The organism is Rheinheimera sp. WS51 (assembly GCF_050936095.1).
GTDB lineage: Bacteria > Pseudomonadota > Gammaproteobacteria > Enterobacterales > Alteromonadaceae > Alishewanella.
Genome location: NZ_JBOTRC010000001.1, coordinates 514,258 through 539,686 on the forward strand (window position 1 = coordinate 514,258; position 25,429 = coordinate 539,686).

The following is a 25,429-nucleotide window of genomic DNA, read 5'->3' on the forward strand; positions in this document are numbered from 1 at the left end:
TCGAATTTTAGCTTAAACTGGGGCTAGACTAGGTAAATTGATTTTCTCTAGGTTAAGATGGCAATAGAAAATTTATATCAGGTAATCAAGGGGACAGGATGAGTGAGTTTAAGCACATTAGTGTGCAACAAACTGCCGAGTTAATGCAGCAACAAAGCGTCGTTATTGCTGATATTCGTGATGAACAAAGCTTTATGGCTGGCCATATTGCGAGCTCTCATCATTTAACCGATGGCAGCTTGCATCGTTTTATGCAGCAAGTAGATTTTGAGCAACCCGTTATTGTGGTTTGTTACCATGGTAATTCGAGCCAGGGAGCTGCCCAGTATCTTGTTAACCAAGGTTTTGAGCAGGTGTATAGCCTAGATGGCGGCTTTGAAAGCTGGCGCAAGCAACAACCATTTGCTAGCGGATCTGAGCAGGAGCCAAGCTCTAGACAGGATAATAGTACGGCTGAAAATGACTGAAACTTACTTAAACGTATTTGCCATTTTAAATTCGGCTAAAGCCGCCCAGTTATTTGCGGATTATTGCCAAGCTCAGGGTATAGCAGTGCATTTAGAAATACAGTCTGCCGATGTTGCAGAGCTTTATTGCGCACAAGCTGATCTGGCAAAAGCTGAAGCTGAATTAGCCCGCTTTATGGAACAACCGCAGCACCAACGTTATCAACAAGCTGCTTGGCAATTAAGCCGGCCTAGTACCAGCCAAACTGAAGTTATGCCGAGTGTTAATTGGCAACAGGCTTTATTGGTAGCGCCTTTAACTTCTGTTGTTGTCGTGCTTTGTTTAGCGGTTTATGCTTGGATGCAAATTGACTGGCCAAGTGCTGCTAAGTGGATGCAGCTAACCGATCCGGTTGAGTTATGGCGTTGGTTTACGCCCATGTTGTTACATTTTTCATTAACCCATTTAGTGTTTAATTTAGCTTGGTGGTGGTTATTAGGCCGACAATTTGAGCGGGTGCTAGGTTTTGGTTTTTTAATTAATTTTACTTTGTCTGTAGCCTTGATTTCCAACGCGACCCAATATTTCTTAGTAGGTCCTAACTTCGGTGGCTTATCGGGTGTTGTTTACGGCTTATTTGGCTATTGTTGGTTAGCGGGAATTATTAGCCCACAACAGCGTTTATATTTAAGTTCAGGCATGGCTGGGTTTTTAGTCTTGTGGTTAGTGCTTGGTTTCTTTGATTTGCTTTGGGTGAGCATGGCAAATTGGGCTCATTTGGCGGGCTTAATCTCAGGTTTAGCTTGGGCCTGGTTATTACGCAAACAACCAAGCCGAATTTAGTAAACAATTGTATCATTAATAGCTCAAGGCCATTAACTGCGCTGCATTGTTATGGCCTTAGGGTTAGGTTTTGATGTATGGCTTGTTGAGATATTACTTATTGATTTTACTGGTAAAGGTACTTAGTAAATAAAATATCGCGAACCACAATATCACCGGTTTCGTCTTGCATTTTTTGTTGTATCTTTTGCAGTATCATTTGTCTAATTTCTTCACGGCCAACTAATGATTTAATTGTACTTTCTGGCTGTTGGCTAAAGGTGCTAATAATGGTATCTAAGATCAGGGGTTCGTGATGCTCGGTCAGGGCAAGATAAGCTTTATCTTCTAACATGAGTTCAACGACAACACGAAGATAGCCCATAGCGCGTCGATCTGCAGTAACATAATTTGTCACAATATCGGCATCAAAACCGTAATAAACAACTTCAGGTTTTACATCGTTAGCGGTGGTTGAAAAACTTGCGAGCAAGATAAAGGTTGCGAGTAACTGTTTGAGCATAACGTCCACTTTTTGATGTCGAATTAATTAATAAATCGTTCCAATAACGATCTATTGCTATTTTACCAGTTTAGGCGCTATTTGCTAATGGCTTTTAAATTAATTAATCGATATTAAAATAAAGCTAATTGTAATTAGTTTAAGCTTGCTGAAAAGCGCCAGCTAAGTTGTTACTATAGCAAAATAATAAATTTTTAGATGATGGTTATTCGTGACAACGCCTGTAATTTCTTTGCAAGCAGATTGGCAAAAAGCCAGTATGCTGAACTTGCCTGCAGTAATAGCACCTTGGCTATTAGAGGAGGCCTCGTTAACGGCTAAATTAAAGCGGCATAGTCAGTTGTTTCAGTTACAGGTACTGCATGAGTCTATGCAACCGGTGCCTGCATTTTTAACTGCGCTATTTCCGGATACGCCTGATAATAGTTCAGCGCTTTTACGAGAAGTCCTTTTAAGTTGTGATAATCAACCTTGTGTGTATGCCCAAAGCTGGTTGCCTAAAACAACATTAGCATCGTTACAACCCTTAGCGAATATGGGGCAAAGACCACTAGGTGATTATATTTTTCGCCAAGAAAATTTGTTACGAGGTGAAATAGAAGCTTGCCAAGTGGATATTAGCTTGCCGCAGGTTGCCAGTGGTCAATCTCAATTATGTTGGGCCAGACGCTCGGTCTTTCAGTTGCAACAGCAGCCTTTTTTAGTGGCTGAGGTGTTTTTACCTGCCATCGCAAGGTTAAAACAGAACAGTTCCAGCTTAGCGATAGCAAAATAGTGAGAGCAGAATAATGCAGTGGCAATTAACTAGCAGACATTGGCGTGATTATCTGCAATTAATGCGTTTAGAAAAACCAATTGGCACTTATTTATTATTATGGCCAACTTGGTGGGCACTCTGGCTAGCGGCTAAAGGAATTCCGCCGATTGAGTTATTAGTGGTATTTACCCTAGGCGTTATTTTAATGCGGGCTGCCGGTTGTGTTATTAACGACTTTGCCGATAGAAATGTTGATGGTGCAGTTGCCAGAACCAAAGATAGGCCTTTAGCTGCCAAGCGGGTAACGGCAACCGAAGCGTTACAGCTATTTTTTGTTTTGCTAGTAGGCGCGGCTTCTTTATTGTTGTTTTTAAATTGGCAAACGGTTTTGTTGTCAACTGTCGCCTTAGTGTTAGCAGTAGCGTACCCCTTTATGAAGCGTTACACCCATTTGCCACAGCTAGTATTAGGCGCTGCTTTTAGTTGGGGAATGCCAATGGCTTTTATGGCAATTCAACTTCAGTTGCCCGCTATTGTTTGGCTATTATATGCGGCTAATTTACTTTGGACAGTCGCCTATGACACTTATTACGCTATGGTTGATAAACCTGATGACATAAAAACGGGCATTAAATCTACGGCGATTTTATTTGGCCGCCATGTGTTGCTAATTATTGGCTTATTACAACTTGGCAGCCTAGCATTATTGGCATTAGTGGGTTATTTAGCTCAGTTACATTGGCTATATTACTTAAGCTTATTGGTCGCAGCAGGCTGCTTTGTTTATCAACACCGTTTAGCGAAAACAAATTTAGCGGGCTGTTTTTCGGCCTTTTTGCATAATCATTATGTTGGTATGCTGATATTTTTAGGCATAGCGCTGGGCTATTTGTTGCAAGGCTACTAGGTTTAACAGGAAATAAGGAACTCTAAGCTTATGCTAAAAAGTGCTGCGTTAAGTGTCTTGATATTACTTATTTGCCCAGCCTGTGCAGCACAGCCAAGCACAGAGGCAGGGCAGATGACTGAGCAAGAGGCTAGACAGGCATTTTCATTAGCTGCTGTGAATATTGGTAAGAGAAGCTTTATTGTTCAACTGGCAGACTCTGCACAGAAACGCGCTCAAGGCTTAATGTTTCAAAAAACGGCTAATCCTGGCATGTTATTGCTTTATAAGCAGCCTGATTTTATTAGTTTATGGATGCGAAATACAACTATGCCGTTGGATGTTGCATTTATAGGTCCTGATTGGACTATTTTGCATATTGAACAGCTGCAACCGTTAGATGAAACTAGTATTAGCTCTAATGGCAAGGTGATAGCAGCTTTAGAAATGCCCCAAGGCTGGTTTGCTGCTAAGCAAATTAAGCCAGGTGATAAAGTGAAGTTAATAACTAATTAATTAGATGAACTGATAACCAATTAGATAAACTGATAACCAGACAGTGCGCTTTAATTATAGCTTGCTGTCTGGCTATTGGGGGCATTACTCGCGTGTGCGAGTAATAATGGCCGTTATTTCGTTTTATACCGCCTACGGTGCAATAAGAAATACAGCACCGGTAGTAACAGCATAGAAATGATAGGCGCTGCTATCATGCCGCCTAGCATAGGCGCTGCAATGCGTTGCATTACTTCATTACCGGCTCCTGAGCCTAACATTATAGGTAACAAGCTAACAATAATCGTCAGTACTGTCATGGCTTTAGGCCGCACTCTTTGTACTGCGCCTTGCATAATCGCCTGCCACAATTGTTGCTCATTTTCAGGGTTCAACTCCGCTATCGCGCGTTTTAAATAAAGTAGCATAACGACAGCGAACTCAGCTGCGACACCACTTAGCGCTATTAAACCCACAGCAACCGCTACTGATAATTGATAATCTAATAGGTGTAGTAACCATAAGCTACCGCTTGCGGCAAAGGGTAAGCTTATTAAAACCAAGCTAACATCTTTAAGGTTACGAAAGGTTAGATACAGCAGCATAACAATAATAAGTAGTGTTAATGGCACTAGCTGTTGTAAGCGCTGCTGAACACGTTGCATATATTCATATTGGCCACCAATGCTGACATTTATTTGGTTAGGGAAGCTGCTATTGGCTAGCAGGGTTTCTAACTGTGCTAAGTAATCGCCAATGGTAGTGTCTTTGCTTAAATCTATATATATCCAGTTAGTTAAACGGGCGTTTTCTGCCGTTATCATAACAGGGCCATTTTTTACTTCTACTGTTGCAAGCTGCTCTAATAAAACATAAGCGCCATCACGGCTCTGCATTGGCAGTTTGCGTATTTGCTCGGGATCGCTACGATTAGCGCGAGGAAAGCGTAGGCTAATATCATAACTTTCTCGGCCTTGGATACTGGTAGCAATAGGGGCTCCGCCAATAGCGAAGCGAACATATTCTTGGAGCTCACTTAAAGTAATGCCATAGCGACCTAACTGACTTAGGTTAGGCTCTATATGTAGATATAACCCACGCTGAGCACGCTCAGCATAAACAGAGCGGCTGCCAGGTAAGGCTTTTATTTTATGCTCTAACTCGGTAGCAACCTCTTGAATGCGGGCTAAATCGGGGCCTGTTACCCTTACGCCTATGGGCGTTCTAATACCGGTAGATAACATATCAATACGGGTTTTAATGGGCGGTAACCACGCATTAGTTAAACCGGGTACCTGCACGGTTGCATCGAGCTGGGCGATAATATCATCTAAGGTGATCCCTTCTCGCCATTCTGATTGCGGCTTTAAGCGAATGCTGGTTTCAAACATGGTTAAAGGTGCAGGATCGGTTGCGGTATTGGCGCGGCCACTTTTACCTAGCACCACCGCGACTTCAGGTACGGTTTTAATCAACCGATCTGTTTGTTGTAACAGTTTGGCTGCTGTCGCAGGGCTGATACCTGGCAAAGTGGTGGGCATATATAATAAGTCGCCTTCTGCAAATTCAGGCATAAATTCACTAGATAAGTTTTGCCAAGGAATTAAGCTGCTGGCTAAGCCAAGAACGGATATCAGCACTAAGGTTTTAGGAAAAGCTAAGCAAAGCTTTAAAATAGGCCGATATAACGCTATTAAGCCTCGGTTTAATGGGTTTTGTTGTTCGGTCGGTATTTTTCCGCGCAGTAAATACAGCATTAACACCGGAATAAGTGTTATTGCTAAAATAGCGGCAGCAGCCATAGCAAAGGTTTTAGTAAAAGCGAGCGGGGCAAATAAGCGGCCTTCTTGTGCCTCTAAAAAAAACACGGGCATAAAGCTGACAGTGATAACTAACAGCGAGAAAAATAGTGCAGGGCCAACATCGGTACAGGCTGATGTAATAACTTGGCGATAATCGGCTGCAGTAAGTTGTGCTTGCTTTAATTTAGCCTGCTCTAACTGTTTATGCGCATGCTCAACCATAACAATGGCAGCATCAACTAAGGCCCCAATGGCGATGGCAATGCCACCTAAACTCATCACGTTGGCATTAATATTAAGTAAATTCATTAGCAATACACTGCTTAATAGCGCTAATGGCAAACTGATTACAGCAACGAGTGCCGATCTGAAATGGAGTAAAAAGAGCAAACAAATAATACTAACAACGGCCATTTCTTCTAGTAATTTGTCACTTAAGTTATTTACGGTAGCCATTATTAATTCAGAGCGATCATAAACGGTGATCACCTCAACACCCTCTGGCAAGCCAGCTTTGAGTTGTTGCAGTTTTTGTTTTACGGCATCAATGGTATTTAAGGCATTTTCGGCATGACGCATAACAATAATTCCCGCCACCACTTCACCTTCACCATTTAGCTCGGCAAGCCCACGACGCGCAGCTGGGACTAATTGCACTGTACCTAAATCGGCCAGTGTTAATGCAAAGTCGGCTTGATTACGTTTGCCCACAGGAATTTGGCCGAGATCTTGAACAGATTGAATATAACCATTGCTTTGCACTAATAGCTCTGTTTCTGCCACTTCAATAATGCCGCCACCGACTTGCTGGTTATGACTTTTAACCGCGTTAATCACATCGCCAAGGGTTAATTGATGCATCCGCAGTAAACGAGGATTAAGTTCAATTTGGTAGGTTTTATCCATACCACCTATAGTGGCCACTTCTGATACACCATTAACACTTTGTAGCTCTGGGCTTAAATAAAACTTTTGTAATTGGGTTAACTGTTCTAATGAATGCTGGCCGCTTCGGTCTAGCAAAGCATATTGAAACACCCAGCCTACGCCGCTGGCATCTGGCCCTAAAGTGGCTGTGGCGCCCTGAGGTAGAGTTACGGTTTGCAGATATTCCAATACCCGTGAACGCGCCCAATAGGGATCTGTGCCATCGTCAAAAATTACATATAAGAAGCTATCGCCCGCCATTGAGTAACTGCGCACCGCTTTGGCCTTAGGTACAGCTAATAGTGCTGTAGATAATGGATAGCTTACTTGTTGCTCTATTAACTCGGGCGTTTGGCCTGGAAAGCTGGTTTTAATTATCACCTGAACATCAGAGAGATCAGGCAAGGCATCTAGCTTAATCTGTTTACTGGCTTGCCAACCAAATAAAATTAGAGCCAGGCTACAGAGTAAAATTAATAATGGGTTTTTAAGTGACCAACGAATAATAAAATTAATCATGTTGCATGGCTCCATGATCATGTTGTTGGCTAGGAGCAGGGCTAGAGGTTGAACTCGGTAGCTGGCTTAAACTTGCTTCTGCATCCAGTAAAAACTGACCTGAAGTCACCACAGTTTCCCCTTCATGTAAACCACTGAGAATTTCTACCCAGTTATAAGCGCTATTACCTGTTTCAACTTCACGCACAGAAAACTCTTGCTCTGACTGTACAATAACGCGGCTACCGGTTGCTGATAACATAACCGCTTGTTTAGGCACAGTAAGAACATTGGGCAGGGCACCTCCGTAAAGGCGTACCGGCAGCACCATATTAGGTTGAAGCTGCAGCTGTTTATTAGCAATAGGCAGTCGAACTTGGCTGGTGCGGCTTATTGGGTCAACTTCTGGGTAAATAAAAGCAACGGAGGTTTCAATGCCTTGTTGTTTTAATGCTGGAATATCAACTTCAGCAGGCATACCTAAACGTAGCCAACTGTGCTGACTTTCAGGCACATCGGCGACTAACCACACTTGTTGTAAATTCGTAATTTCAATTAGAGTATCGCTGGGCTTAATAAACATGCCATCGCGGATGTTAAGCTTGGTAACCACACCATCTTGATGGGCATAAACGGTGATCCGATATAAGCTCTGTTTGGTTTGTTTCAGTTGACTAATATGTTTATCTGTTAAGCCTAATAAACGTAATCGGGTTTCTGCGCGCTCTAATAAACTTTTCCCATTAGATCGATTATTTTCAATCACAGACAGTGCTTGTAAATAGTCGTCTTGGGCCACTAATAAATCTGGGGCATAGTAACTAAATAGTTTATCACCGGCTTTTACCCTTTGGCCCGGACTGCGGACATATAAATCTTCAATCCAGCCCTCGGCGCGGATATGGCTATGATGAATCGCATCTTCGTCGTACTGTACTTGGCCAAAGGTTTCAATAAAACGCCAAAGAGTACGTTTTTGTGCAGGCTCGGTGCGAATGCCTAAAGCTTGCTGCATTTGTCCAGAAACGGTAACGCTAGCATTATTGTTCAAATTGCTTGGTTGTTTTTCAACTAAGCTCATACCACAAATGGGGCAAGTGCCAGCATGGTCTTGTTGAATATGCGGATGCATAGGGCAAGCAAAAATAGGCTGAGTCGCCTGTTGCAACGTGACTGGGTTTAAGACATTAGAGGGAGCACTAGCTTGATTTGCCAAAACTGAAAATGAATTGGCCACTAAAAAAGTAAATAATAGGCTGTATATACGCATAAGTAAGATCCTGATAAAGACGAAAAACGGCTAGCTATCTAGCGTAACGTTATAGTGTCAATCAGGCGTTTATAGGCGGTGGCGGGTCTTTATAAAATAACCAAGTGGCAAAGGTTGTTAGAGAGTTATTGCTGTTCATTGAACCAGCAATATAATTTAATAAGGCGGAATTAAGTAAGGCACTAGTTACCGCACAGTGCTGAGCACAACAGCCTTTATCGCAATCGTTCTCATCACATAGTGTGTCTTGCATACAACAATTGTCAGGGTGGCTGGCGCTGTCTTGTACTGCTACTGTTTCTGTTAAGCTATGACAGGGTGGTGTTTCTGGGGTTACGTGTTCGGTGCTAACTAAATTAGATTCTGTTATGTCATGGGCTAAAGCCACCGATCCGGTTAAGCTGGATAGTGTTAGGCAAATTAAAATGACATAACTAATAAAAGTGCGCATCAGTATTATAATAAGCGCTTAATGTGCTATTGGGAAGAGAATATTAAGCAGAAGCTGAGGCTTATGTCGCTCACAGGCTTATTTTTAATTAGCGGGGTCTAACACTCCATTAATATTAGCATTTTTGCGAAACCAGCCTGCGATGCTAAAGCGCGGATCTTGAGCGGGTAATACTTCATGAGGAAAGCGTTCGCTTTCAAATAGCAGCAAACTGCCTGCAGTCGGTGTAATGGTTTTAATTAGCGTGTCTTTTTCATCATATAAAGCTAACTGGCCACCTTGTTTAACCGTATTTAGATAGCTAACCGTTGTTAAGACCCTATTGGTGCGGCCTTTAAAAGCATCTAAGTGCTTTTTATAAAAATCTCCCTGCTGATAACGAGCAAAATGACATTCAAAGTCGAATAGGCCCAAAAAACATTGCCGGTTTAAAGCTTGCTGTAACTTAGCCATTAACTGTAAATAGTTCTGTTGAGCCGAGCTTTGGCCATCAAACCATTTGGTTGCATCGCGACGAATTTGCATATTTAGCTGATGAGCATTGCTACGGCCAATGCCGGCAAGGGTAAGGTCGGCTTCATATTGTGCTTCATGTAATAGGGCAGCATTGAGCTCTGGGGTTAAAAACTGCGGTAAAAATACCCAGCCATATTGATAAACATGCTCAATTAAAGATGAGAAGAAGATGTTATCGGTAGCTGCCAAAGAATTAATAATAGCCATAGAGGCGAAACCAGAATTAAGGATGCGCCGTTGTACAGGGAATAGACAGTAATGTCTAATTAAAGCTATTACTCTTTAAGATAAGTAAGATAAATTGAAAAGAAAATTGATGTATGTTGCAGGTATAGATAGCAGTATTAAGTAATTACAGACTGCGATAGGCTAAATTTAAATAGCCTTGCAGTCTGTAGCAAATATCATAAATGAGATAATTACTGCTGTGATTTAGGGTAGGTTGGGTATTGCTGCATAATTAAGTTTACAACTTTATTAACCGCTTTTTTAGGTTGGTTAAGATCAGACTTTCTTAAGGTACCTTCCGCTACGCCTTCCCAAATGAGTTGTTTTTTCGCCGCATCAACAATATCTATATTAACGGTGCCAACTTTATAATTCACCGTATCTACTTCTGTTGTGTATAAAGGGAAACCGGCATAAATACCACGACGATAATTATAGTAACCATAACTAATGCTCGCACTTGGCATAGAGCGTACTTCGGTTCTGTTTTCAATATTAGAGTTAAAGTTAACTAATAAATCCGGGTTCTGTTCGCTATATTCGTAACCAGCTAGTGCCATCTCTTTACTAATAGCTGCCTTAAAGTTTTGGGTAACTATAGTGGTATAACCTGCTTTATCTGTTGCTAATTGTTCAATAAAACCGAAAGTTTTATAAGAAGTAAAGTTAGTATTAGAGACAGAGTCTGAACGTACTTGCGGACCTGAAGAACAAGCTGCAAGTGATAACAGCACCACTGCACTTAAAAGAGCAGTAATTCGTTTAGGATTAATATTTAACATAAGTAAAAGGTCCTTCCAAGGTTGATCTCGCTGAGCTAGTCTAACAAGTTCACTGTTAAAATATACTAGGTTATGTATTATGAACTGGCCCTTAAACAAGAAAATTTTTTAATTTAATGATAAAGTGTCATTATTTATAATACATTTAATTAAATTAAGTTACTGTTTTAAATTGTATAAAAATAAAAAAATCTAAAATACATTTTTAGCGTTAGCTATCGTAGATAAGTCATATTACACTAAAGTACCAGTAGGGTGTCAGTGTGGTAGGTTAGGCATCGCTATATGTAGCCAGTTTAATTGTAATAGTGCTACTGACAACTAGCTTGTATTTTTAAGTAGCCAAAGTAAAACGAGAACTGATAATGACTACAGTAAAACAAAATAATAATAATACTAGTCCGCAACGTATTGCTGAGCTCTCTCAAGCTGCGAAATTAAGCATGCAAGAAAGCATAGAAGGTTTTTCCAGCCAACTAATTGAGATGCAGCAGCAGTCAATGCAGCAGTTTGCAACTGAAGTGCTAGCTGATGCTGATAAACAATGGCAACATCGTTTAAAAGAGCAAGAGCAAGCCTATCAAAAGTTGTTTAAAGAATGGCAGCAAGCAAAAAAATTGTTACAGCAATCAGGCGCTAAGTCTGAAACAAACGATGAATCGCTTAGCGCTTTACAGCAAGAAAAAAATGAATTAACTCACCGGTTAGCGAGTGTTGAGTCTGAGCTTACCGCAACCATGCGAGACCTTGTTGCTGAACAAGAACATTACCAAGAGTTACAGCAGAAAAATCAAGCTGAGTATGAAAAGTTACAACAAAAAATTGCTGAACTCACTGAGAATCAAGCAAATAACCAAGCCCAGCAATCTTCAGAACAAGTCGAAAAAGTTGATGATTTACAACAGCAGCTTAAAGATTTACAAGCCGAATCAGAGCAAGCTAAGCTTGCAGCCCATGATTTAAAATTAGAGTTACAGCAAGCTAAAACAGAACTTAAGCTTTTACAGAATCAACAGCAAAAGCACTTAACTGATCAAAATGAATCTAACGCTAAGTTTGAGCAGGAACTGACCCAGTTACAAAGTGAACATGAGCAACAACTTCATCAGTTGAAGCATCAGCATGTTGTTGAATTAGAATCTACTCAGAATCAGTTGACCCAGCTTGAAGCCGAATTAGTATCAGCACAGCAGCAAATGGCTGCGAATGATCAATCTTTGCAAGAAAAATCTCAAACCATCTCTAAACTGCAACAAGAATTACAAGATCGCAGTAAAACCGTTGAACTACAACAGCAAAAAATTCAGCAGCAACAACAAAGCGTTCAGAATTTAACTGATGATAACACTACCCTGAAGCAACAATTAAACGAGACTTTAGCCGAGCAGCAAGCTTCTGCAGAAAGAGCCGCAACGCTAGACTCTGAATTAACAGAGCTACAAAGCCGCTATGTTGACCTAGTAGAACAAAATCAAACTCAAGAATCTCGTCAGCAAAAAATTGAAGCTCAGCTGGAGCATGCTCAAAATAGGCAATATGCAGCTGAACAAAAACAACAGTCTGAAGCTGATAATAGCAGAGAAATAATTCGTACACTGCGGATGGAGTTACAAGAAAAAGAAGTGCAACAACAAGCCGTTGTTCAAGAAATGGAAGAACGCATAATGGAATTGAAACTTAAGTTTGAATATGCACAAAAACAATTACAAGTAACGAGTTAATCCTCGTTACTCCCCCTTTGTTAGGATCTAAATGAAACACAAAGCTAATAATTTTCAAGCTATGCGTGAGCTTAGCTTTTATCAGCAAGCGGCTATTGCCGCAACACTACTTGAACGTATGCTACCGAACTATCAGTTGTTTGCTGAAGTGACTAAGAGTGGTGATCCTGAGTTACCTCGCCATATTTTAACCTTGATCTGGGAATGGTTAACGGTTAAAAAAGCTAAAATAAACTTTGAGAAATTAGCGGCTGATCTTGAGTTAATAATGCCCGAAGTAAGTCAGTTTGATATTTTTGGTGTTTATCCTGCGGTTGATACCTTAACCGCATTAGATATGATGCTAAATGGTATTGCTTTGCAAGACAGTGCTGACTTTATTGATGTTGCTAAAATATCGCAGGCGTCAGTAGCACGATTAATTGAATATGAATCAGAAGATCAAGAAATTACTAGTGAAGCTGAGCTAAAAAAAATGGTTCGCGAGCACCCCTTAATGCAATATGAGATGGAATGCTTGGCTGAATTGATTGCTTTAGTGCAACCAATTAAACGCTTTGAACGAGAACAACGGCAATTACTGCAAGCTTGGGTTAAGCAGCAAGGCTTAACTAACTTAGGCATGGAGTTGGTTGCCGCTGAACAAACATAACCCGGCAAAGGGTTATGTTACTGTCGCTGGTATAACCTATATGCCAGCTGACCTGCTTGTTGTTGCTTTATTAGCAGCCAATTGCTCGGAACCAGGCTAACATCTAATTCCTTTTCTACTTCTAAATAAATAAAGCTACCTTGATTGAGCCAAGCGTTATTCTCTAATGCTTGGCAGCACACCATCGCAAGATCTTTATGAAATGGAGGATCAATAAATACAATATCGTATTGTTTAGACGCAGTTTTTGCTAAAACGTTTAGGCAGTCTTGATTTATTACTTCTGCATTAGTGCAATTTAAACGTTGTAAATTTTGGCTTAAATGGCTAGCTAGTTTGCGATCACGCTCGATTAAACTAGCAAAATGAGCATGACGAGACAGCGCTTCTATAGCTAAGCTTCCGCTGCCGGAAAAGCAATCCAGTACAAGGGCGCCGTCTATATGCTGCATTAGCCAATTAAATAATGTTTCTTTTACCCGATCTGGAGTAGGTCGCAAACCTTCTGCATTAAAAACCGGTAGCTTACGGCCTCGCCACTTGCCACTGATAACCCTAACATCACCAGGTGCTTTACTTAAGGCTGTTTGCTGTTTATTTAGTCCTGTAGCTGTTTTTATTTTTCGCTTTGCTTTTGCTTGTTTCATCGATTCCATTTTGCCTTTAACGCAAAGGTGTTAGTATAGCGCTTAAGTTTACCTTAGTTTTTAATTGTATACACTTGAGCTTATGAGCAAAAAAAATAAACTGTTTTCTTGGCTAGGCCTTGGCAAAAAAAATTCAACCGACTCCAATGTTCCTGAAACGGGGGCTGCAGAGAAAAATCAGCATTCTAACCAGGATGTGCAATCAGAAGCTGTTGTGACAACAACAGACAAGTCTGTGGGGGCAACTGATGACCCAAGCAGACAAAGCACACAGCCGCTTGCTACTCAAGTTGCTGCAACCGACGAGACGGCAGAAACAGCTGTAACTACTACAGCTGACATTATATCTGCAACTACTCCTGAGTCTGCTGAAAATGTTGATCCGTTAACGGATACGGTAATTAATACGCAAAGCGAAGCCGTTGTAACACCCGATGAACAACTAGAGCCTGAAGAGGTCAGCGTTGAAACCGAAGTTGTAAACACTGAACCTGTGCTTGTAGAAACTCAACCAGAAATTATTGAGCCGCCTAAAGTAGTAGAAAATCAGCCCGAAGCGGTTAAGCCTGAACCTCAAGTTGCTGAGGCTAAGGTTGAGTTTGAACAACCAGCGAAAAAAGTTGGTTTTTTTGCTCGCTTAAAGCAAGGTTTAGCAAAGACTAGCCAAAACCTAGGCGCGGGTTTAGCCGGTTTATTTACGGGCCGTAAAATTGATGATGAGTTATATGAAGAGCTTGAAACGCAATTGCTTATGGCCGATTTAGGTGTTGAAACAACACAAAAATTGATTAGCCAGTTAGAGCGACATGCTGATCGTAAATCATTAAAAGATGCCACTTTATTATTTGATAAATTACAACAGGATATGGCAGTGCTGCTTAGCGAAGTGGAACAACCACTAGTGCCTAAGTGCGAACAAGGTCCTTTTGTTATTTTAATGATTGGGGTTAATGGCGTAGGTAAAACTACGACTATAGGTAAAATGGCTAAGCAATATAAGCTGCAAGGTAAAAATGTCATGCTAGCGGCAGGCGACACATTTCGTGCCGCAGCCGTTGAGCAGTTGCAGGTATGGGGTCAACGTAATGATATTCCGGTTATTGCTCAGCATACCGGGGCAGATAGTGCCTCTGTTATTTTTGACGCCTATCAAGCAGCTAAAGCAAGGAAAGTGGATGTATTAATTGCTGATACAGCAGGCCGCTTGCAAAATAAAGCGCATTTAATGGAAGAGCTGAAGAAAATTGTCCGTGTATTACAGAAAATCGAACCTAATGCACCGCATGAAGTCATGTTAACACTTGATGCAGGTACTGGCCAAAATGCGCTAAGCCAAGCTAAAGTATTTAATGAAGCTGTACCCTTAACCGGAATTAGCTTAACAAAACTTGACGGCACAGCCAAAGGCGGTGTGATATTTGCCATTGCAGATAAATTTAACCTTCCTATTCGCTATATTGGTGTAGGTGAAGGGCTGGATGATTTACGCGAGTTTAATAGTAAAGATTTTATCCAAGCATTATTTAACCGAGATCTCTAATATGTTGCAGTTTGATCAAGTGAGCAAAAGTTATCAGGGTGGCTTTGTTGCCTTAGATCGCGTTAGTTTTAAGTTAGAACGCGGAGAAATGGCCTTTTTAACGGGTCATTCGGGTGCAGGTAAAAGTACCTTATTAAAACTTATTAGCTTGATTGAACGACCTTCAGTAGGAAGAGTATTAATTAATGATGTCGATTTAAGTCGAATTCGTCGTGCTCACATCCCTTTTGTTCGTCGGGATATTGGTATTATATTTCAAAATCACCGTTTATTAATGAACCATACCGTGTTTGATAATGTTGCTTTACCTTTAGTTATAGAAGGCTTTAGCGGTAAAGATATGGTTAAACGTGTTCATGCGGCTTTAGATAAAGTAGGACTACTAGATAAAGTACGATGTTTGCCTCATACCTTATCTGGTGGAGAGCAGCAGCGCGTAGGTATTGCGCGAGCGGTAGTCAATAAACCGCCATTACTGTTAGCTGATGAGCCTACTGGTAACCTTGATCCTGAATTATCGAAAGAAATTTTACGGGTGTTTGAAGCTTTTAACCAGGTAGGTGTATCCGTGCTAGTGGCTACCCATGATTTAGGGCTAGTGGCTAGGAAAAAGTATCGCACCTTAACCTTAAAACAAGGCAAGATGATTAACGATGGCTTGTTTCATGCTGAGGATGCGCCTATATGAGTATGTTATTTTCCGGTCGCGTTACCAGTGGCGCTTCGGCACGCAAGGTCGGACCTGTTCGACGTTTTTTGATGTTTTGGATAGACCATGTGCGTCAGGCGTTATTTAGTTTAGGTGAATTATGGCGCACACCTTCGGCATCTATGCTGACTATTGCAGTGTTAGGAGTAAGCTTAACTTTGCCGACCACGCTGCATTTACTCGTTAAGAATGTTCAGCAAATTAGTGATGGCTTTACTGAAGCTGCTGAAATAAGCTTATTTATCAAAGAAGGCAGTTCTGACAAACAAATTGCTGGTTTAGTACATATTTTAGAGTCAGATAAAGAGATTGCGCGTGTAACCTGGATTAATAAGCAACAAGCATTGGACGAGTTTTCACAAGTGTCTGGCTTCGGCAGTGCTTTGTCGTTATTAAAAGCCAATCCTTTACCTGACGTATTATTAGTATTACCGAGTAATACGGCTGCAGAGCCGGCTAAACAGCTATTAACGCGTTTGTTAAACGAACGATTAGTGGATACTGGAAAGCTTGATATTGACTGGCTTATTCGTCTGGAGGCTATTGTTAGCTTGTTGCGTCAAGCGGTTCTTGTTATTGCGCTACTACTATTAAGCGCGGTGCTATTAATTATTGGCAATACTATTCGTTTGTCGATTATGAATAAAAAAGATGAAATTGAAGTGATGAAGCTGGTCGGCGCTACTGACGCTTTTATTCAGCGACCTTTTCTGTACAGTGGGGTTTGGTTTGGCGTTTTTGGTGGCTTAGTGTCTTTCTTGATTGTTGAAATGATGCTGTGGTGGCTGCAGGGCGCGATTGGCGGAGTTACTTCTTTATATCAAAGTCAATTTCAACTTATGTCCTTAAATTTTTCTGAGTTCATAGGTTTAATGCTGATTGCGGTCTTATTAGGCCTAGGCGGCTCATACTTATCGGTACGTCGCCATATTAGTAGTATTGAGCCTACAGGCCCTTAATATCGCTTAGTTCTTAAATATAATATCGTTATAGCTAGCAGATCTAAAAATATTAGGAACTAAAATTAGCACTCTCTGTCAAAGAGTGCTAAGATTGGTTTCAGTCAGATTGAAAAGGACACCATAATGAACGATACAGCAAAAATGATCCCATTCCCGGTAGCCACTAGCAGTAGCTTAGAGGCCTATACCCATGCTGTGAGTTCAATTGCAATGCTAACTGTAGATGAAGAGCGTGAGCTTGCTAAACGTTTATTTGAAACGGGTGATTTAGAAGCAGCTCGAAAATTAATTATTTCTCATTTACGCTTTGTGGTACATATAGCACGCAGTTACTCAGGTTATGGTTTACCGGTTAGTGATTTAATTCAAGAGGGTAATATCGGCTTAATGAAGGCGGTAAAACGTTTTGACCCTGCGGTTGGAGTAAGACTAGTTTCTTTTGCCGTCCATTGGATTAAAGCAGAAATCCATGAATATGTATTAAAAAATTGGCGCATAGTTAAAGTTGCTACAACCAAAGCACAACGTAAATTATTTTTCAATTTACGCCGCTCAAAGAAACATTTAGGTTGGTTTAGCCAAGACGAAGTTAAAAATGTAGCAGAAACACTGGGTGTTGCTGAGCATGAGGTGCGTGAAATGGAATCACGCATGAGCAATTATGATATGCCGTTTGATGCACCTGATGAAGACGATGATGCTAGCTTTAGCGCTCCTGTCTATTACTTACAAGATAAAAATTCAGATGTCGCTTTACAGGTTGAAGAAGAACAATCTGATACGGCAGCGATTGATAAATTACAAGCAGCAATTCGTACTTTAGATGAACGCAGTCAAGACATTGTTCGTGCTCGTTGGTTAGACAATAACAAGCTAACCTTGCAAGAGCTAGCTGATCGTTATTCGGTATCAGCAGAGCGTGTTCGTCAGTTAGAGAAAAATGCCATGAAAAAACTTCAGGCAGCGATGGCTTAATAATAGCTAAAATAGTCACTACAAAAAAAAGCAGCCTAACAGCTGCTTTTTTTGTCTGTTTTACGCGGTTATTGCGGGGCAGAAACCGCTGGGGCGGTAAAGCCTGCGGCGACCACACTATGTTCTTGTGGTAACAGCTTTGATATTCCTACTAACTGAATACCTTGCTGTTTAAGTAAGGGAAGATGCTTACGTAAAAAGTTATAGGTTTCGGGATAGGGGTGACCAATGGCAATAGCGGGTCTACCTGATTTAGCCAGTCGTATAAGCTGATCAAATTGCTTACTGATGGCATCTTCTGTTTGCTCATTATCTAGAAAAACATGACGACTTAAACTTGTCACACCATACTCTGATGCATACTTATCAGCCGTGCTTCTTGGTGTAGTAAGACTGTCGACAAAAAATAAGTGACGGTGTTGTAAATACTCCATGGTCCAAGCCATATGCTGCTCTAGCTCAGTAAATAAACTGCCCATGTGATTGTTGATACCAATAGCATAAGGAATATCTGCCAGTGCTGTTTGTAAGCTATGTTGTACCTGCTGCTTAGTCATATGCTGAGATAGGGTACCTAATTCTTCAGCTGTATGATGGGTTGATTGCATCGGCATATGCAACATAACATCCCTTTGCCTTGAAAAAGCGTAGCGTGCTGTACGCTGGCCATAAGGGGTGTGAGGCAATACTGAAAAAGTTAAAGCATAAGGTAAATCGATTAATTTAAAATCAGATTTTTGGTAGCCAATATCATCTATAATAATAGCGATAGTTGGTTTAAAACTGTTAGCTTGCAGATTACAGCTTAACAGTAAGACTATAATAAATAAAAAGCGTCGCACGTTATTATTATTCTCATTTGGTGTTTAGCTAGGCTATTTTGTTATAAAGTATAAATAGTTATAAATGTTAATAAAGCATTTTTTCGGTTTTTATTTGTTGAGCCAACTAATGGGATTAACAGCTTCACCTTTATTTCTAATTTCAAAATATAACCCAGCTGAAGTTTGACCACCACTCATACCTGCTGCCGCAATGGTTTCTCCGGCGGTGATGCGACTGCCAGGCTTTTTAAGCAAAGACTGGTTGTGGCCATACAAGCTCATAAAGCCAGCACCATGATCAAGGACTATAACCCAGCCATAACCTTTTAACCAATCTGCATAAATAACTTGGCCATCCGCTATTGCTTTTATCGCCGCCCCCTCTGTAGTGTCAATGATGATCCCTTTAGATGACATGCCACCTTGTCGCTTTTGACCAAAATGTTGACTCAGTTTGCCACTGACTGGCCAAGTGAGTTGTCCTTTTTGATTAGTGAGACCCTTTAATTCCTGGACTTGTTGGGCCATTTTGTTTAATTTTTCAATAGTGGCTTGTAAACTTGCTTCGTTTTGGCGTAGGTAATCTAGCTGCTTACCTTGCTTTTGTAGCATTGTCTGCAAGCGAGCAATAGCTTGTTGTTGACTTCGTTTAGCGTTATTAAGTTGGTGCTGTTGTTGTTGTAGTTTTTTTAGGCTAGCCTCAAGTTGCTGCTGTTTATCAATTAACTCACTGGCAATCTTTTTAAGTTCGGATAAGGTTACATTAATACTATCCAGTTGCTTAAGCCTAGCTTGATTAAAATATTGATAGTAAGTTAATACACGCTCTAATTTTGAGGCGTCTTTTTGATTTAATAGCATCTTGCTATAGTCGTGTTGGCCAAGTTGATGAGCACTTTTTATTTGCGCTTCAAGCAACTCGGTTTGTTTACTAAGCTGTTGTTGATATTCGAGTTGTTGATCTTGCAGTTGTTGTTGTTGAACAATTATTGCATCACGCTGCTGCTCTGTTTCATTAACTTGTATTGAAGCCTTAGATAACTCTCGATCAGATTGCTGTAATTTTTTCTCGGCTCTCTCTAGCTGTTTTTGTTGTTGTTTAACTTCTCGTTCTGTCAGTTCAATTTGCTGCTGAACTTGAGCAAGCTCTTCTTGTTGCTGAGCTTGACTGGTTACACAACAAAACAACAGCAACCATAAGTGTTGCTGTAGCCAAATTTTTAAGCCTGATTTGTGCATTTAATCTACTTGCATTAAGATTTTTCCGGTCATTTCTGGCGGAATAGGTAATTGCATTAAATGTAACATAGTTGGTGCAACATCACTTAATACACCACCGGAAATGGCTGTAGCAGGCCGACCTACATAAATAAAAGGTACCGGCCCATTGGTATGTGCTGTATGGGCTTGGCCTGACTCTATATCGCGCATTAGCTCGGCATTACCGTGGTCAGCTGTAATTAAACATTCGCCACCAACTTGCTGTAACGCTTCGACAACACGGCCAATACAGTGGTCAACGGCCTCAACTGCTTTAATTGCTGCCGGTAATACTCCAGTATGGCCTACCATGTCGCCATTTGGATAATTACAGATAATAGTATCAAAATCACCACTATGAATAGCCTCTACTAGCTTGTCGGTAAGTTCTGTTGAGCTCATTTCCGGTTTTAAGTCGTAAGTAGCTACTTTAGGTGACTCAATAAGCACTCTTTGCTCACCTTCAAATAAGGTTTCACGGCCGCCGCTAAAAAAGAAAGTAACATGGGCATACTTTTCTGTTTCAGAAATTCTTAACTGAGTTTTGTTTTGCTTAGCTAACCATTCGCCAAGCACATTGTTTAACGCTACCGGTGGATAAGCACAAGGCGCATCTATATTTTTTGCGTATTCAGTTAGCATAACAAATTGGCTTAGCTTCGGTTGTTTTTGACGATGAAAGCCGTCAAATGCAGCGTCTACAAAAGCCCGACTAAATTGACGAGCACGATCCGCTCGGAAGTTCATAAAAATTAAAGCGTCACCATCTTCTAAACTAATAGTGTTGCCGTTTTTTGATTCAATTTTGGTTGCTTGGACAAACTCATCATTTTCATCACGTTGATAAGCTTGCTTTAAGCCGTCGACCGCTGATGAAGCCGTAAACTCAGCTTGGCCTGCCGTTATTAAGTTATAGGCTTGTTCAACACGGTCCCAGCGATTATCTCTGTCCATGGCGTAATATCGGCCAATAATAGAAGCTATTTGGCCGCAACCTGTTGTAGCAAAATGTTGCTCAAGTTTTTTTAATGAAGCCTCAGCACTTCGTGGCGGGGTGTCTCGGCCATCTAAAAAGGCATGGACATAGACTTTTTCAGCGCCTTGTTGCTGAGCAAGCTTAACCATAGCGATAATATGGTCCTCATGGCTATGGACACCACCAGGTGATAATAAACCCATAATATGCACCGCTTTTTGTTTAGTTACAGCGCCTTGAACGGCTGAAGTGAGTTGCGGATTAGTAAAAAAGTCGCCGTCAGCAATGGCTTTAGTGATGCGAGTAAAATCTTGATAAACAACCCGGCCAGAGCCTAAATTAACATGACCCACTTCAGAGTTACCCATTTGGCCATCAGGTAAGCCTACATCTAGGCCTGAGCCTGAAATTAAACTATGAGGATACTCCTGCCATAACTTATCCATCACGGGTGTATTCGCTTGCGCAATGGCATTGTTTGTTTTGTCTTCGCGGTAGCCCCAGCCATCAAGAATTAAAAGAACTAAAGGTTTTTTTTTGCTGGCCATGCAGACTCCGTAACTAAACTTTAAGGGGATTAATGTGGTTAATATCTTACCGAATTCTACAAAATTCGCTAGTCTTGATCCGCTTTGTGTCTGCTTAATTGCTGCTTTATTTTTGCAAACTGGGTATACTTGGCACTGGTTTATTTTAGTAAAAGCAGAATAGGTTATGCAGCAGTATATAGATTTTTTTAGTAATCATCCGATGTTAAGCCTTGCTTGGTTGGTTATCGCAGGTTTGTTAATTTTTGGCTGGTTTAAACAGCGTTTAAGTTCAGTAGCGCAACTTTCCCCTACCGAGTTAACATTACAGGTTAATCGGCATGATGCCGTGGTAGTAGATATACGTGCCGAAGCAGACTTCGCTAAGGGACATATTACCGATGCAAAGCATCTTACTGCGGCTGACATTGAAGCAGAAAAACTTTCAGGCCTTGAAAAGAAAAAAGATGTGCCCATTATTGTAGTATGTCAAGCTGGTATGAGTGCACAGAAAGTAGCAGCCACTTTGGCAAAACAAGGCTTTACCAAGGTGTCGATATTACAAGGTGGTATGGGCGCTTGGACAAGTGCAAATTTACCGATAGTTAAAGCGAAGAAATAAATATGTCAAAAGTAGTTATCTATACCAAAGCGTATTGCCCTTATTGCATGCAAGCTGCAATGTTGTTACAAAATAAAGGCGTATCCTATGAGGAAATACGTATAGATCAACAGCCTGAGAGAAGGCCTGAAATGATTGAAAAAGCGAATGGCCGTACAACGGTGCCACAAATTTTTATTAATGATTTTCATGTCGGTGGCTGTGATGATTTGATGGCTCTGGATGCTGCAGGTGACTTAGCTGCTTTATTAACTCAATAAATATAATATAAATTAGGAATTATTATGGCTGATCAACAAGTAAATGGTGCAAACGAACAACAATCTCAGGGGTTACAGTTTGCTATCCAACGTATCTTTGTTAAAGATATTTCATTTGAAGCACCAAACGCACCAGCGATCTTTCGTAAAGAATGGAAGCCAGAAGTTAAACTAGATTTAGACACGCGCAGTGAGAAGCTAGAAGAAAACACTTACCAAGTTATCTTGTCATTGACAGTTACAACAACTGTTGAAGGTGAAACAGCGTTTTTATGTGAAGTGCAACAAGCCGGTATTTTTTCTATTGGTGAAGTTGAAGATGCACAGCTAGCGCATATGTTGGCATCTTATTGTCCTAACATGTTATTCCCGTATGCACGTGAAGCCGTTTCTAACTTAGTTAATCGTGGTACTTTCCCACAACTAAACTTAGCACCGGTTAATTTTGATGCCTTGTATGCCCAGTACTTACAAAAACGTCAAGCTGAAGCGCAAGGCGCTACAGCAGACGCTTAATAGCATGAAAAACTCTGCAATAGCAGTGCTTGGCGCGGGATCTTATGGTACCGCGCTAGCTATTTGTTTAGCTAGAAATGGCAACACAATCAGTTTGTGGGGTCGTAATGTTGCTGAGATGAAGAAAATGGAACAGCAGCGCTGTAATGAGCGTTACTTGCCAGGAATTCTTTTGCCAGTTTCATTGCAGTTAAGTTCAGATTTAGCTAAAACCGTGGCAACTAGTCAGAATATTCTTATTGTTGTTCCTAGCCATGCATTTGCTGATACGTTGAAACAGGTTAAACCCTTTCTTCAGCCTAAAGCGCGAGTAGCTTGGGCAACTAAAGGTTTAGAGCCAGAGACAGGCCGTTTACTGCAAGATGTAGCCAGAGATATTCTAGGTGACAAAGTTCCTTTAGCTGTTTTTTCTGGTCCAACCTTTGCTAAAGAAATGGCTGCTGGAATGCCAACGGCGATAACACTTTCGTCAACTGATCCTGAGTTTATTGATGAGTTATCATCGCTGCTACATTGTGCCAAAAGTTTTCGAGTTTATACCAATCCAGATTTTATTGGCGTGCAATTAGGTGGTGCGGTTAAGAACGTTATTGCCATTGGTGCCGGTATGGCTGATGGCATTGGTTTTGGTGCTAATGCTAGAACGGCATTAATTACTCGTGGCCTAACTGAGATGTGTCGATTAGGTTGTGCTATGGGTGCTCAAAAAGATACGTTTATGGGGATGGCTGGTTTAGGTGATTTAGTGCTGACCTGCACTGATAACCAATCAAGAAACCGACGATTTGGATTGTTACTAGGCCAAGGCGAAGCCGTTGCAGAAGCAATGACGACGATAGGTCAAGTTGTAGAAGGCTATAGAAATACCAAAGAGGTTTTCAATTTGGCTCAGCGTTATCAGGTAGAAATGCCGATAACCGAGCAAATTTATCAGGTGCTTTATAAAGGTAAAGATGCAAAAACTGCAGCACTTGATTTATTAGGCCGAGAAAAGCGCGACGAGTTATCTTAGTGACCGTGCTTGTGCAATAATTTATTTTCTTTTGTTAATAAGCCAGCAATGTCTTTTGCTGGCAAGGCTTTACTGAACAAAAAGCCTTGTAGTATATCGCAGCCCATCACATGTAACAGATAAGCCTGCATTTCATTCTCTATACCAACCGCGATTATATTTAATTGCAAATACGAAGCGATCCTGATCAAGCTAGCGGTGATATTGCGCTGTTGTTCGTTATGCTCTATATCGGCTATATAGCTTTTAGTCAGTTTAATGTTGTGCAATGGGTAGCGCCGTAATACATCTATTGATAGTACACCTTCACCAACTTTATCTAAGGTAATTTGCAAACCTAACTCAATTAATTGTTGTAGCTTTGCCGATAAATTAACGCAAGGGGATAAAAACACCTCTTCTGAAAGTTCTAGTGCAAAGTGTTCACCTGCAAGGTGGTGTTGTTGTAATTGTTGCTTTAAACGTGTAACGAAATCGTCTTGCTCAAAACTTATCTTGGCAATATTAATTGATATACGCCCTCGTTCAAGTCCCTGTTTATGCCATTGAAGAAACTGTTGGCAGCACTTATCAATAACAGCATGATCTAGACTGAGAATCAGCCTTGTGTCATACGCTAATTGGATAAAATTTTGCGCCGAAATTGTTCCGCGCATCGGGCAAAGCCAACGAAGTAGAGCTTCATAACCAACTACCTTGTTACTAGAGATACTTATTTGTGGTTGAAAATAAACCTCTATTTGCTGGTTTTCTATTGCCAGTGCCAATGTGGCTTCTTGATTTAGGCTTTCAAGGTAATCCTGTTGGGTTAAACTATTTGCGAATTGAATTCTTTGTTTAGGATCTTTACTGCTGCTATTTAGTAATGCAGCTGATGCCGTGGTTAAAATGGCGTCTGTTGTATCTGCATCATCTGGATAAACTGCTATGCCTATCGCTGTTTCTAAATTATTACTGAGTCTTTCTACTGAGGAATTGTGATTTAAAATAGTCAGAGCTAGATGGCTAGCAAAGCTATTTATATTTGCAGTGCATAAATAAGCTGGAAGAAGTAAAGACAAACTATCTGTGCTATGCCGACCTAAAACTGCCCCTTTAGGTAGTTGATGTTGCATATATTTGGCTAGGCTAACTAATTGTTCGCTAATTGCTGTTTGTGCTTTAGAGTCTAGATCATCTTTTTCCAGGTTAACTTTTATTATTAATAGGATAAGTTTTGGTTTTTGAGGGGTACAGCTTTGGATTGCTTTGTCTAAAAACTCATTAAATACAGCTGATGCTAAAACATTCGTTTCGGGATCTCTAATCCGTTGTTGTAACAGTAATTGCTGCTGACGCTTTTGGCTTGAGATATCTTGACCAACAAACAAATACTTTAGCGGCGGTGAGTTACCTAACTGAGTTATTGATGCAGATATACAGCGCCGTTTTTCGGTGTTGTTACTAGCAAGCCATAACTCGCCTTGCCAATAAGCGCGTTCACTTAAGCTGTTCTCAAGTAAAGTATTCATAAGCTGCATGGAATTTTCGGTTGTATAGCTAATGAGGCTGAGAGAGTTGGCATCCGTTGTTGCTTGGTTCGTTAATGCCAGTAAATGCGAGTTTATAAAATTAGGCTCCAATTTATGATCTAGAACCGCAACCAGTTCATTGGAGTGGTGCAAAAAGCTTAATAGCTGTTGATATTGCTGGTTAAGATGGTTAAATCGGCGTTTGTAAACACCATAAGTAAAGAAGACAGCAAAGCTAACAACTAATATTAAGCTTAGGGTCCAAAAGTTTGCCCAGCTTACTAAAAAATCGGTATTTTCTATAGCCAAAA

Annotated in this window: 26 protein-coding genes; 15 read left to right on the forward strand and 11 right to left on the reverse strand. The window is 40.8% G+C overall.

Annotated features, from left to right (window positions below; translation table 11 throughout):
- Nucleotides 1-98 precede the first annotated feature (98 nt).
- Nucleotides 99-467, forward strand: a complete 369-nt coding sequence (glpE, locus tag ACRCA4_RS02425) for a thiosulfate sulfurtransferase GlpE (protein WP_433183626.1) — start codon at nucleotides 99-101, stop codon at nucleotides 465-467.
- Nucleotides 460-1,290: a rhomboid family intramembrane serine protease GlpG gene (gene glpG / locus ACRCA4_RS02430; protein WP_433183629.1), complete on the forward strand. Its 831-nt coding sequence runs from the start codon at nucleotides 460-462 to the stop codon at nucleotides 1,288-1,290. Before glpE ends, glpG begins: the two co-directional genes overlap by 8 nt.
- 106 nt (nucleotides 1,291-1,396) lie before the next feature.
- Here glpG and ACRCA4_RS02435 read toward each other — a convergent pair whose 3' ends face one another.
- Complete coding sequence (locus tag ACRCA4_RS02435; protein WP_433183632.1) at nucleotides 1,397-1,792, reverse strand: flagellar basal body-associated FliL family protein; 396 nt, start codon at nucleotides 1,790-1,792, stop codon at nucleotides 1,397-1,399.
- Between the two features lie 211 nt (nucleotides 1,793-2,003).
- Here ACRCA4_RS02435 and ACRCA4_RS02440 point away from each other — a divergent pair, with 211 nt between their 5' ends.
- Genes ACRCA4_RS02440 through ACRCA4_RS02450 form a run of 3 tightly spaced genes read left to right on the forward strand, consistent with a single transcriptional unit; the run spans nucleotide 2,004 to nucleotide 3,951 of the window.
- Nucleotides 2,004-2,567 carry a chorismate--pyruvate lyase family protein gene (locus tag ACRCA4_RS02440; RefSeq protein WP_433183635.1) on the forward strand — a complete coding sequence of 188 codons (564 nt, stop codon included), beginning with the start codon at nucleotides 2,004-2,006 and terminating at the stop codon, nucleotides 2,565-2,567.
- A gap of 13 nt (nucleotides 2,568-2,580) precedes the next feature.
- Nucleotides 2,581-3,456: a 4-hydroxybenzoate octaprenyltransferase gene (ubiA, locus tag ACRCA4_RS02445; RefSeq protein WP_433183638.1), complete on the forward strand. Its 876-nt coding sequence runs from the start codon at nucleotides 2,581-2,583 to the stop codon at nucleotides 3,454-3,456.
- 30 nt (nucleotides 3,457-3,486) lie between these two features.
- The gene (locus ACRCA4_RS02450; protein ID WP_433183641.1) at nucleotides 3,487-3,951 is read left to right on the forward strand and encodes a DUF192 domain-containing protein; all 465 of its coding nucleotides are present in this window, start codon (nucleotides 3,487-3,489) and stop codon (nucleotides 3,949-3,951) included.
- Nucleotides 3,952-4,064: 113 nt separating this feature from the next.
- Here the strand turns inward: ACRCA4_RS02450 and ACRCA4_RS02455 are convergent, their stop codons facing one another.
- The 5 genes from ACRCA4_RS02455 to ACRCA4_RS02475 all read right to left on the reverse strand — a co-directional run bounded on the left by ACRCA4_RS02455 (nucleotide 4,065) and on the right by ACRCA4_RS02475 (nucleotide 10,404).
- Complete coding sequence (locus tag ACRCA4_RS02455; RefSeq protein WP_433183643.1) at nucleotides 4,065-7,178, reverse strand: efflux RND transporter permease subunit; 3,114 nt, start codon at nucleotides 7,176-7,178, stop codon at nucleotides 4,065-4,067.
- Entirely contained in the window at nucleotides 7,171-8,427 is a 1,257-nt protein-coding gene (locus ACRCA4_RS02460) for an efflux RND transporter periplasmic adaptor subunit (RefSeq protein WP_433183646.1), read from the reverse strand. The genes ACRCA4_RS02455 and ACRCA4_RS02460 overlap by 8 nt, the downstream gene beginning before the upstream one ends.
- Nucleotides 8,428-8,488: 61 nt before the next feature.
- Nucleotides 8,489-8,878 (reverse strand): hypothetical protein, encoded by a 390-nt coding sequence (locus ACRCA4_RS02465; RefSeq protein WP_433183649.1) that lies wholly within the window; start codon nucleotides 8,876-8,878, stop codon nucleotides 8,489-8,491.
- Between the two features lie 84 nt (nucleotides 8,879-8,962).
- Complete coding sequence (locus tag ACRCA4_RS02470; protein WP_433183652.1) at nucleotides 8,963-9,601, reverse strand: 2OG-Fe(II) oxygenase; 639 nt, start codon at nucleotides 9,599-9,601, stop codon at nucleotides 8,963-8,965.
- 212 nt (nucleotides 9,602-9,813) lie between these two features.
- Nucleotides 9,814-10,404 carry a DUF4136 domain-containing protein gene (locus ACRCA4_RS02475; RefSeq protein ID WP_433183654.1) on the reverse strand — a complete coding sequence of 197 codons (591 nt, stop codon included), beginning with the start codon at nucleotides 10,402-10,404 and terminating at the stop codon, nucleotides 9,814-9,816.
- 365 nt (nucleotides 10,405-10,769) lie between these two features.
- Between ACRCA4_RS02475 and ACRCA4_RS02480 the strand changes: the two genes are divergently transcribed.
- Together ACRCA4_RS02480 and ACRCA4_RS02485 are read left to right on the forward strand one after the other, a co-directional pair.
- Nucleotides 10,770-12,125, forward strand: coding sequence for a hypothetical protein (locus tag ACRCA4_RS02480; protein WP_433183657.1), 1,356 nt, complete (start codon nucleotides 10,770-10,772; stop codon nucleotides 12,123-12,125).
- A gap of 31 nt (nucleotides 12,126-12,156) precedes the next feature.
- On the forward strand, nucleotides 12,157-12,777 hold the full coding sequence (locus ACRCA4_RS02485) for a YjaG family protein (protein ID WP_433183660.1): 621 nt from the start codon (nucleotides 12,157-12,159) through the stop codon (nucleotides 12,775-12,777).
- 17 nt (nucleotides 12,778-12,794) lie between these two features.
- Here the strand turns inward: ACRCA4_RS02485 and rsmD are convergent, their stop codons facing one another.
- Nucleotides 12,795-13,424, reverse strand: a complete 630-nt coding sequence (gene rsmD / locus ACRCA4_RS02490) for a 16S rRNA (guanine(966)-N(2))-methyltransferase RsmD (RefSeq protein ID WP_433183663.1) — start codon at nucleotides 13,422-13,424, stop codon at nucleotides 12,795-12,797.
- 517 nt (nucleotides 13,425-13,941) lie between these two features.
- On the opposite strand from rsmD, the gene ftsY reads away from it, so the two are divergent.
- From ftsY to rpoH, 4 genes are all read left to right on the forward strand, one after another.
- Nucleotides 13,942-14,964: a signal recognition particle-docking protein FtsY gene (gene ftsY, locus ACRCA4_RS02495; RefSeq protein WP_433184402.1), complete on the forward strand. Its 1,023-nt coding sequence runs from the start codon at nucleotides 13,942-13,944 to the stop codon at nucleotides 14,962-14,964.
- A gap of 1 nt (nucleotide 14,965) precedes the next feature.
- Nucleotides 14,966-15,652 (forward strand): cell division ATP-binding protein FtsE, encoded by a 687-nt coding sequence (gene ftsE / locus ACRCA4_RS02500; RefSeq protein WP_433183665.1) that lies wholly within the window; start codon nucleotides 14,966-14,968, stop codon nucleotides 15,650-15,652.
- Nucleotides 15,649-16,632 carry a permease-like cell division protein FtsX gene (ftsX, locus tag ACRCA4_RS02505; protein ID WP_433183668.1) on the forward strand — a complete coding sequence of 328 codons (984 nt, stop codon included), beginning with the start codon at nucleotides 15,649-15,651 and terminating at the stop codon, nucleotides 16,630-16,632. Before ftsE ends, ftsX begins: the two co-directional genes overlap by 4 nt.
- Before the next feature lie 126 nt (nucleotides 16,633-16,758).
- Nucleotides 16,759-17,610 carry an RNA polymerase sigma factor RpoH gene (rpoH, locus tag ACRCA4_RS02510; RefSeq protein WP_433183671.1) on the forward strand — a complete coding sequence of 284 codons (852 nt, stop codon included), beginning with the start codon at nucleotides 16,759-16,761 and terminating at the stop codon, nucleotides 17,608-17,610.
- 68 nt (nucleotides 17,611-17,678) lie between these two features.
- Here rpoH and ACRCA4_RS02515 read toward each other — a convergent pair whose 3' ends face one another.
- From ACRCA4_RS02515 to gpmM, 3 genes are all read right to left on the reverse strand, one after another.
- Nucleotides 17,679-18,452, reverse strand: a complete 774-nt coding sequence (locus ACRCA4_RS02515; protein WP_433183674.1) for a divergent polysaccharide deacetylase family protein — start codon at nucleotides 18,450-18,452, stop codon at nucleotides 17,679-17,681.
- 90 nt (nucleotides 18,453-18,542) lie between these two features.
- Nucleotides 18,543-19,673, reverse strand: coding sequence for a murein hydrolase activator EnvC family protein (locus tag ACRCA4_RS02520; RefSeq protein WP_433183677.1), 1,131 nt, complete (start codon nucleotides 19,671-19,673; stop codon nucleotides 18,543-18,545).
- The gene (gene gpmM, locus ACRCA4_RS02525; RefSeq protein ID WP_433183680.1) at nucleotides 19,674-21,218 is read right to left on the reverse strand and encodes a 2,3-bisphosphoglycerate-independent phosphoglycerate mutase; all 1,545 of its coding nucleotides are present in this window, start codon (nucleotides 21,216-21,218) and stop codon (nucleotides 19,674-19,676) included.
- 166 nt (nucleotides 21,219-21,384) lie between these two features.
- On the opposite strand from gpmM, the gene ACRCA4_RS02530 reads away from it, so the two are divergent.
- Genes ACRCA4_RS02530 through gpsA form a run of 4 tightly spaced genes read left to right on the forward strand, consistent with a single transcriptional unit; the run spans nucleotide 21,385 to nucleotide 23,607 of the window.
- Nucleotides 21,385-21,819: a rhodanese-like domain-containing protein gene (locus tag ACRCA4_RS02530; RefSeq protein ID WP_433183683.1), complete on the forward strand. Its 435-nt coding sequence runs from the start codon at nucleotides 21,385-21,387 to the stop codon at nucleotides 21,817-21,819.
- 2 nt (nucleotides 21,820-21,821) lie between these two features.
- Nucleotides 21,822-22,079, forward strand: coding sequence for a glutaredoxin 3 (gene grxC / locus ACRCA4_RS02535; RefSeq protein ID WP_433183686.1), 258 nt, complete (start codon nucleotides 21,822-21,824; stop codon nucleotides 22,077-22,079).
- Nucleotides 22,080-22,103: 24 nt separating this feature from the next.
- A complete protein-coding gene (gene secB, locus ACRCA4_RS02540; protein ID WP_433183689.1) occupies nucleotides 22,104-22,595 on the forward strand; it encodes a protein-export chaperone SecB in 492 nt (163 codons plus the stop codon).
- A gap of 4 nt (nucleotides 22,596-22,599) precedes the next feature.
- A complete protein-coding gene (gpsA, locus tag ACRCA4_RS02545; protein WP_433183691.1) occupies nucleotides 22,600-23,607 on the forward strand; it encodes an NAD(P)H-dependent glycerol-3-phosphate dehydrogenase in 1,008 nt (335 codons plus the stop codon).
- Here gpsA and ACRCA4_RS02550 read toward each other — a convergent pair.
- Nucleotides 23,604-25,427, reverse strand: a complete 1,824-nt coding sequence (locus ACRCA4_RS02550; protein ID WP_433183694.1) for an EAL domain-containing protein — start codon at nucleotides 25,425-25,427, stop codon at nucleotides 23,604-23,606. The genes gpsA and ACRCA4_RS02550 overlap by 4 nt on opposite strands.
- Nucleotides 25,428-25,429 lie beyond the last annotated feature (2 nt).

What these genes read in the sequence shown, in the direction of transcription:
- ACRCA4_RS02530 (WP_433183683.1), top strand. Translation starts at nt 21,385, where the DNA reads ATGCAGCAGTATATAGATTTTTTTAGTAATCATCCGATGTTAAGCCTT.
- ftsX (WP_433183668.1), top strand. Translation starts at nt 15,649, where the DNA reads ATGAGTATGTTATTTTCCGGTCGCGTTACCAGTGGCGCTTCGGCACGC.
- ACRCA4_RS02435 (WP_433183632.1), bottom strand. Translation starts at nt 1,792, where the DNA reads ATGCTCAAACAGTTACTCGCAACCTTTATCTTGCTCGCAAGTTTTTCA.
- glpG (WP_433183629.1), top strand. Translation starts at nt 460, where the DNA reads ATGACTGAAACTTACTTAAACGTATTTGCCATTTTAAATTCGGCTAAA.
- ACRCA4_RS02520 (WP_433183677.1), bottom strand. Translation starts at nt 19,673, where the DNA reads ATGCACAAATCAGGCTTAAAAATTTGGCTACAGCAACACTTATGGTTG.
- rsmD (WP_433183663.1), bottom strand. Translation starts at nt 13,424, where the DNA reads ATGAAACAAGCAAAAGCAAAGCGAAAAATAAAAACAGCTACAGGACTA.
- gpsA (WP_433183691.1), top strand. Translation starts at nt 22,600, where the DNA reads ATGAAAAACTCTGCAATAGCAGTGCTTGGCGCGGGATCTTATGGTACC.
- ftsE (WP_433183665.1), top strand. Translation starts at nt 14,966, where the DNA reads ATGTTGCAGTTTGATCAAGTGAGCAAAAGTTATCAGGGTGGCTTTGTT.
- ACRCA4_RS02450 (WP_433183641.1), top strand. Translation starts at nt 3,487, where the DNA reads ATGCTAAAAAGTGCTGCGTTAAGTGTCTTGATATTACTTATTTGCCCA.
- ACRCA4_RS02465 (WP_433183649.1), bottom strand. Translation starts at nt 8,878, where the DNA reads ATGCGCACTTTTATTAGTTATGTCATTTTAATTTGCCTAACACTATCC.
- ACRCA4_RS02475 (WP_433183654.1), bottom strand. Translation starts at nt 10,404, where the DNA reads ATGTTAAATATTAATCCTAAACGAATTACTGCTCTTTTAAGTGCAGTG.
- ACRCA4_RS02485 (WP_433183660.1), top strand. Translation starts at nt 12,157, where the DNA reads ATGAAACACAAAGCTAATAATTTTCAAGCTATGCGTGAGCTTAGCTTT.
- gpmM (WP_433183680.1), bottom strand. Translation starts at nt 21,218, where the DNA reads ATGGCCAGCAAAAAAAAACCTTTAGTTCTTTTAATTCTTGATGGCTGG.
- ubiA (WP_433183638.1), top strand. Translation starts at nt 2,581, where the DNA reads ATGCAGTGGCAATTAACTAGCAGACATTGGCGTGATTATCTGCAATTA.
- ACRCA4_RS02455 (WP_433183643.1), bottom strand. Translation starts at nt 7,178, where the DNA reads ATGATTAATTTTATTATTCGTTGGTCACTTAAAAACCCATTATTAATT.
- ACRCA4_RS02480 (WP_433183657.1), top strand. Translation starts at nt 10,770, where the DNA reads ATGACTACAGTAAAACAAAATAATAATAATACTAGTCCGCAACGTATT.
- grxC (WP_433183686.1), top strand. Translation starts at nt 21,822, where the DNA reads ATGTCAAAAGTAGTTATCTATACCAAAGCGTATTGCCCTTATTGCATG.
- ACRCA4_RS02470 (WP_433183652.1), bottom strand. Translation starts at nt 9,601, where the DNA reads ATGGCTATTATTAATTCTTTGGCAGCTACCGATAACATCTTCTTCTCA.
- secB (WP_433183689.1), top strand. Translation starts at nt 22,104, where the DNA reads ATGGCTGATCAACAAGTAAATGGTGCAAACGAACAACAATCTCAGGGG.
- ACRCA4_RS02460 (WP_433183646.1), bottom strand. Translation starts at nt 8,427, where the DNA reads ATGCGTATATACAGCCTATTATTTACTTTTTTAGTGGCCAATTCATTT.
- rpoH (WP_433183671.1), top strand. Translation starts at nt 16,759, where the DNA reads ATGAACGATACAGCAAAAATGATCCCATTCCCGGTAGCCACTAGCAGT.
- glpE (WP_433183626.1), top strand. Translation starts at nt 99, where the DNA reads ATGAGTGAGTTTAAGCACATTAGTGTGCAACAAACTGCCGAGTTAATG.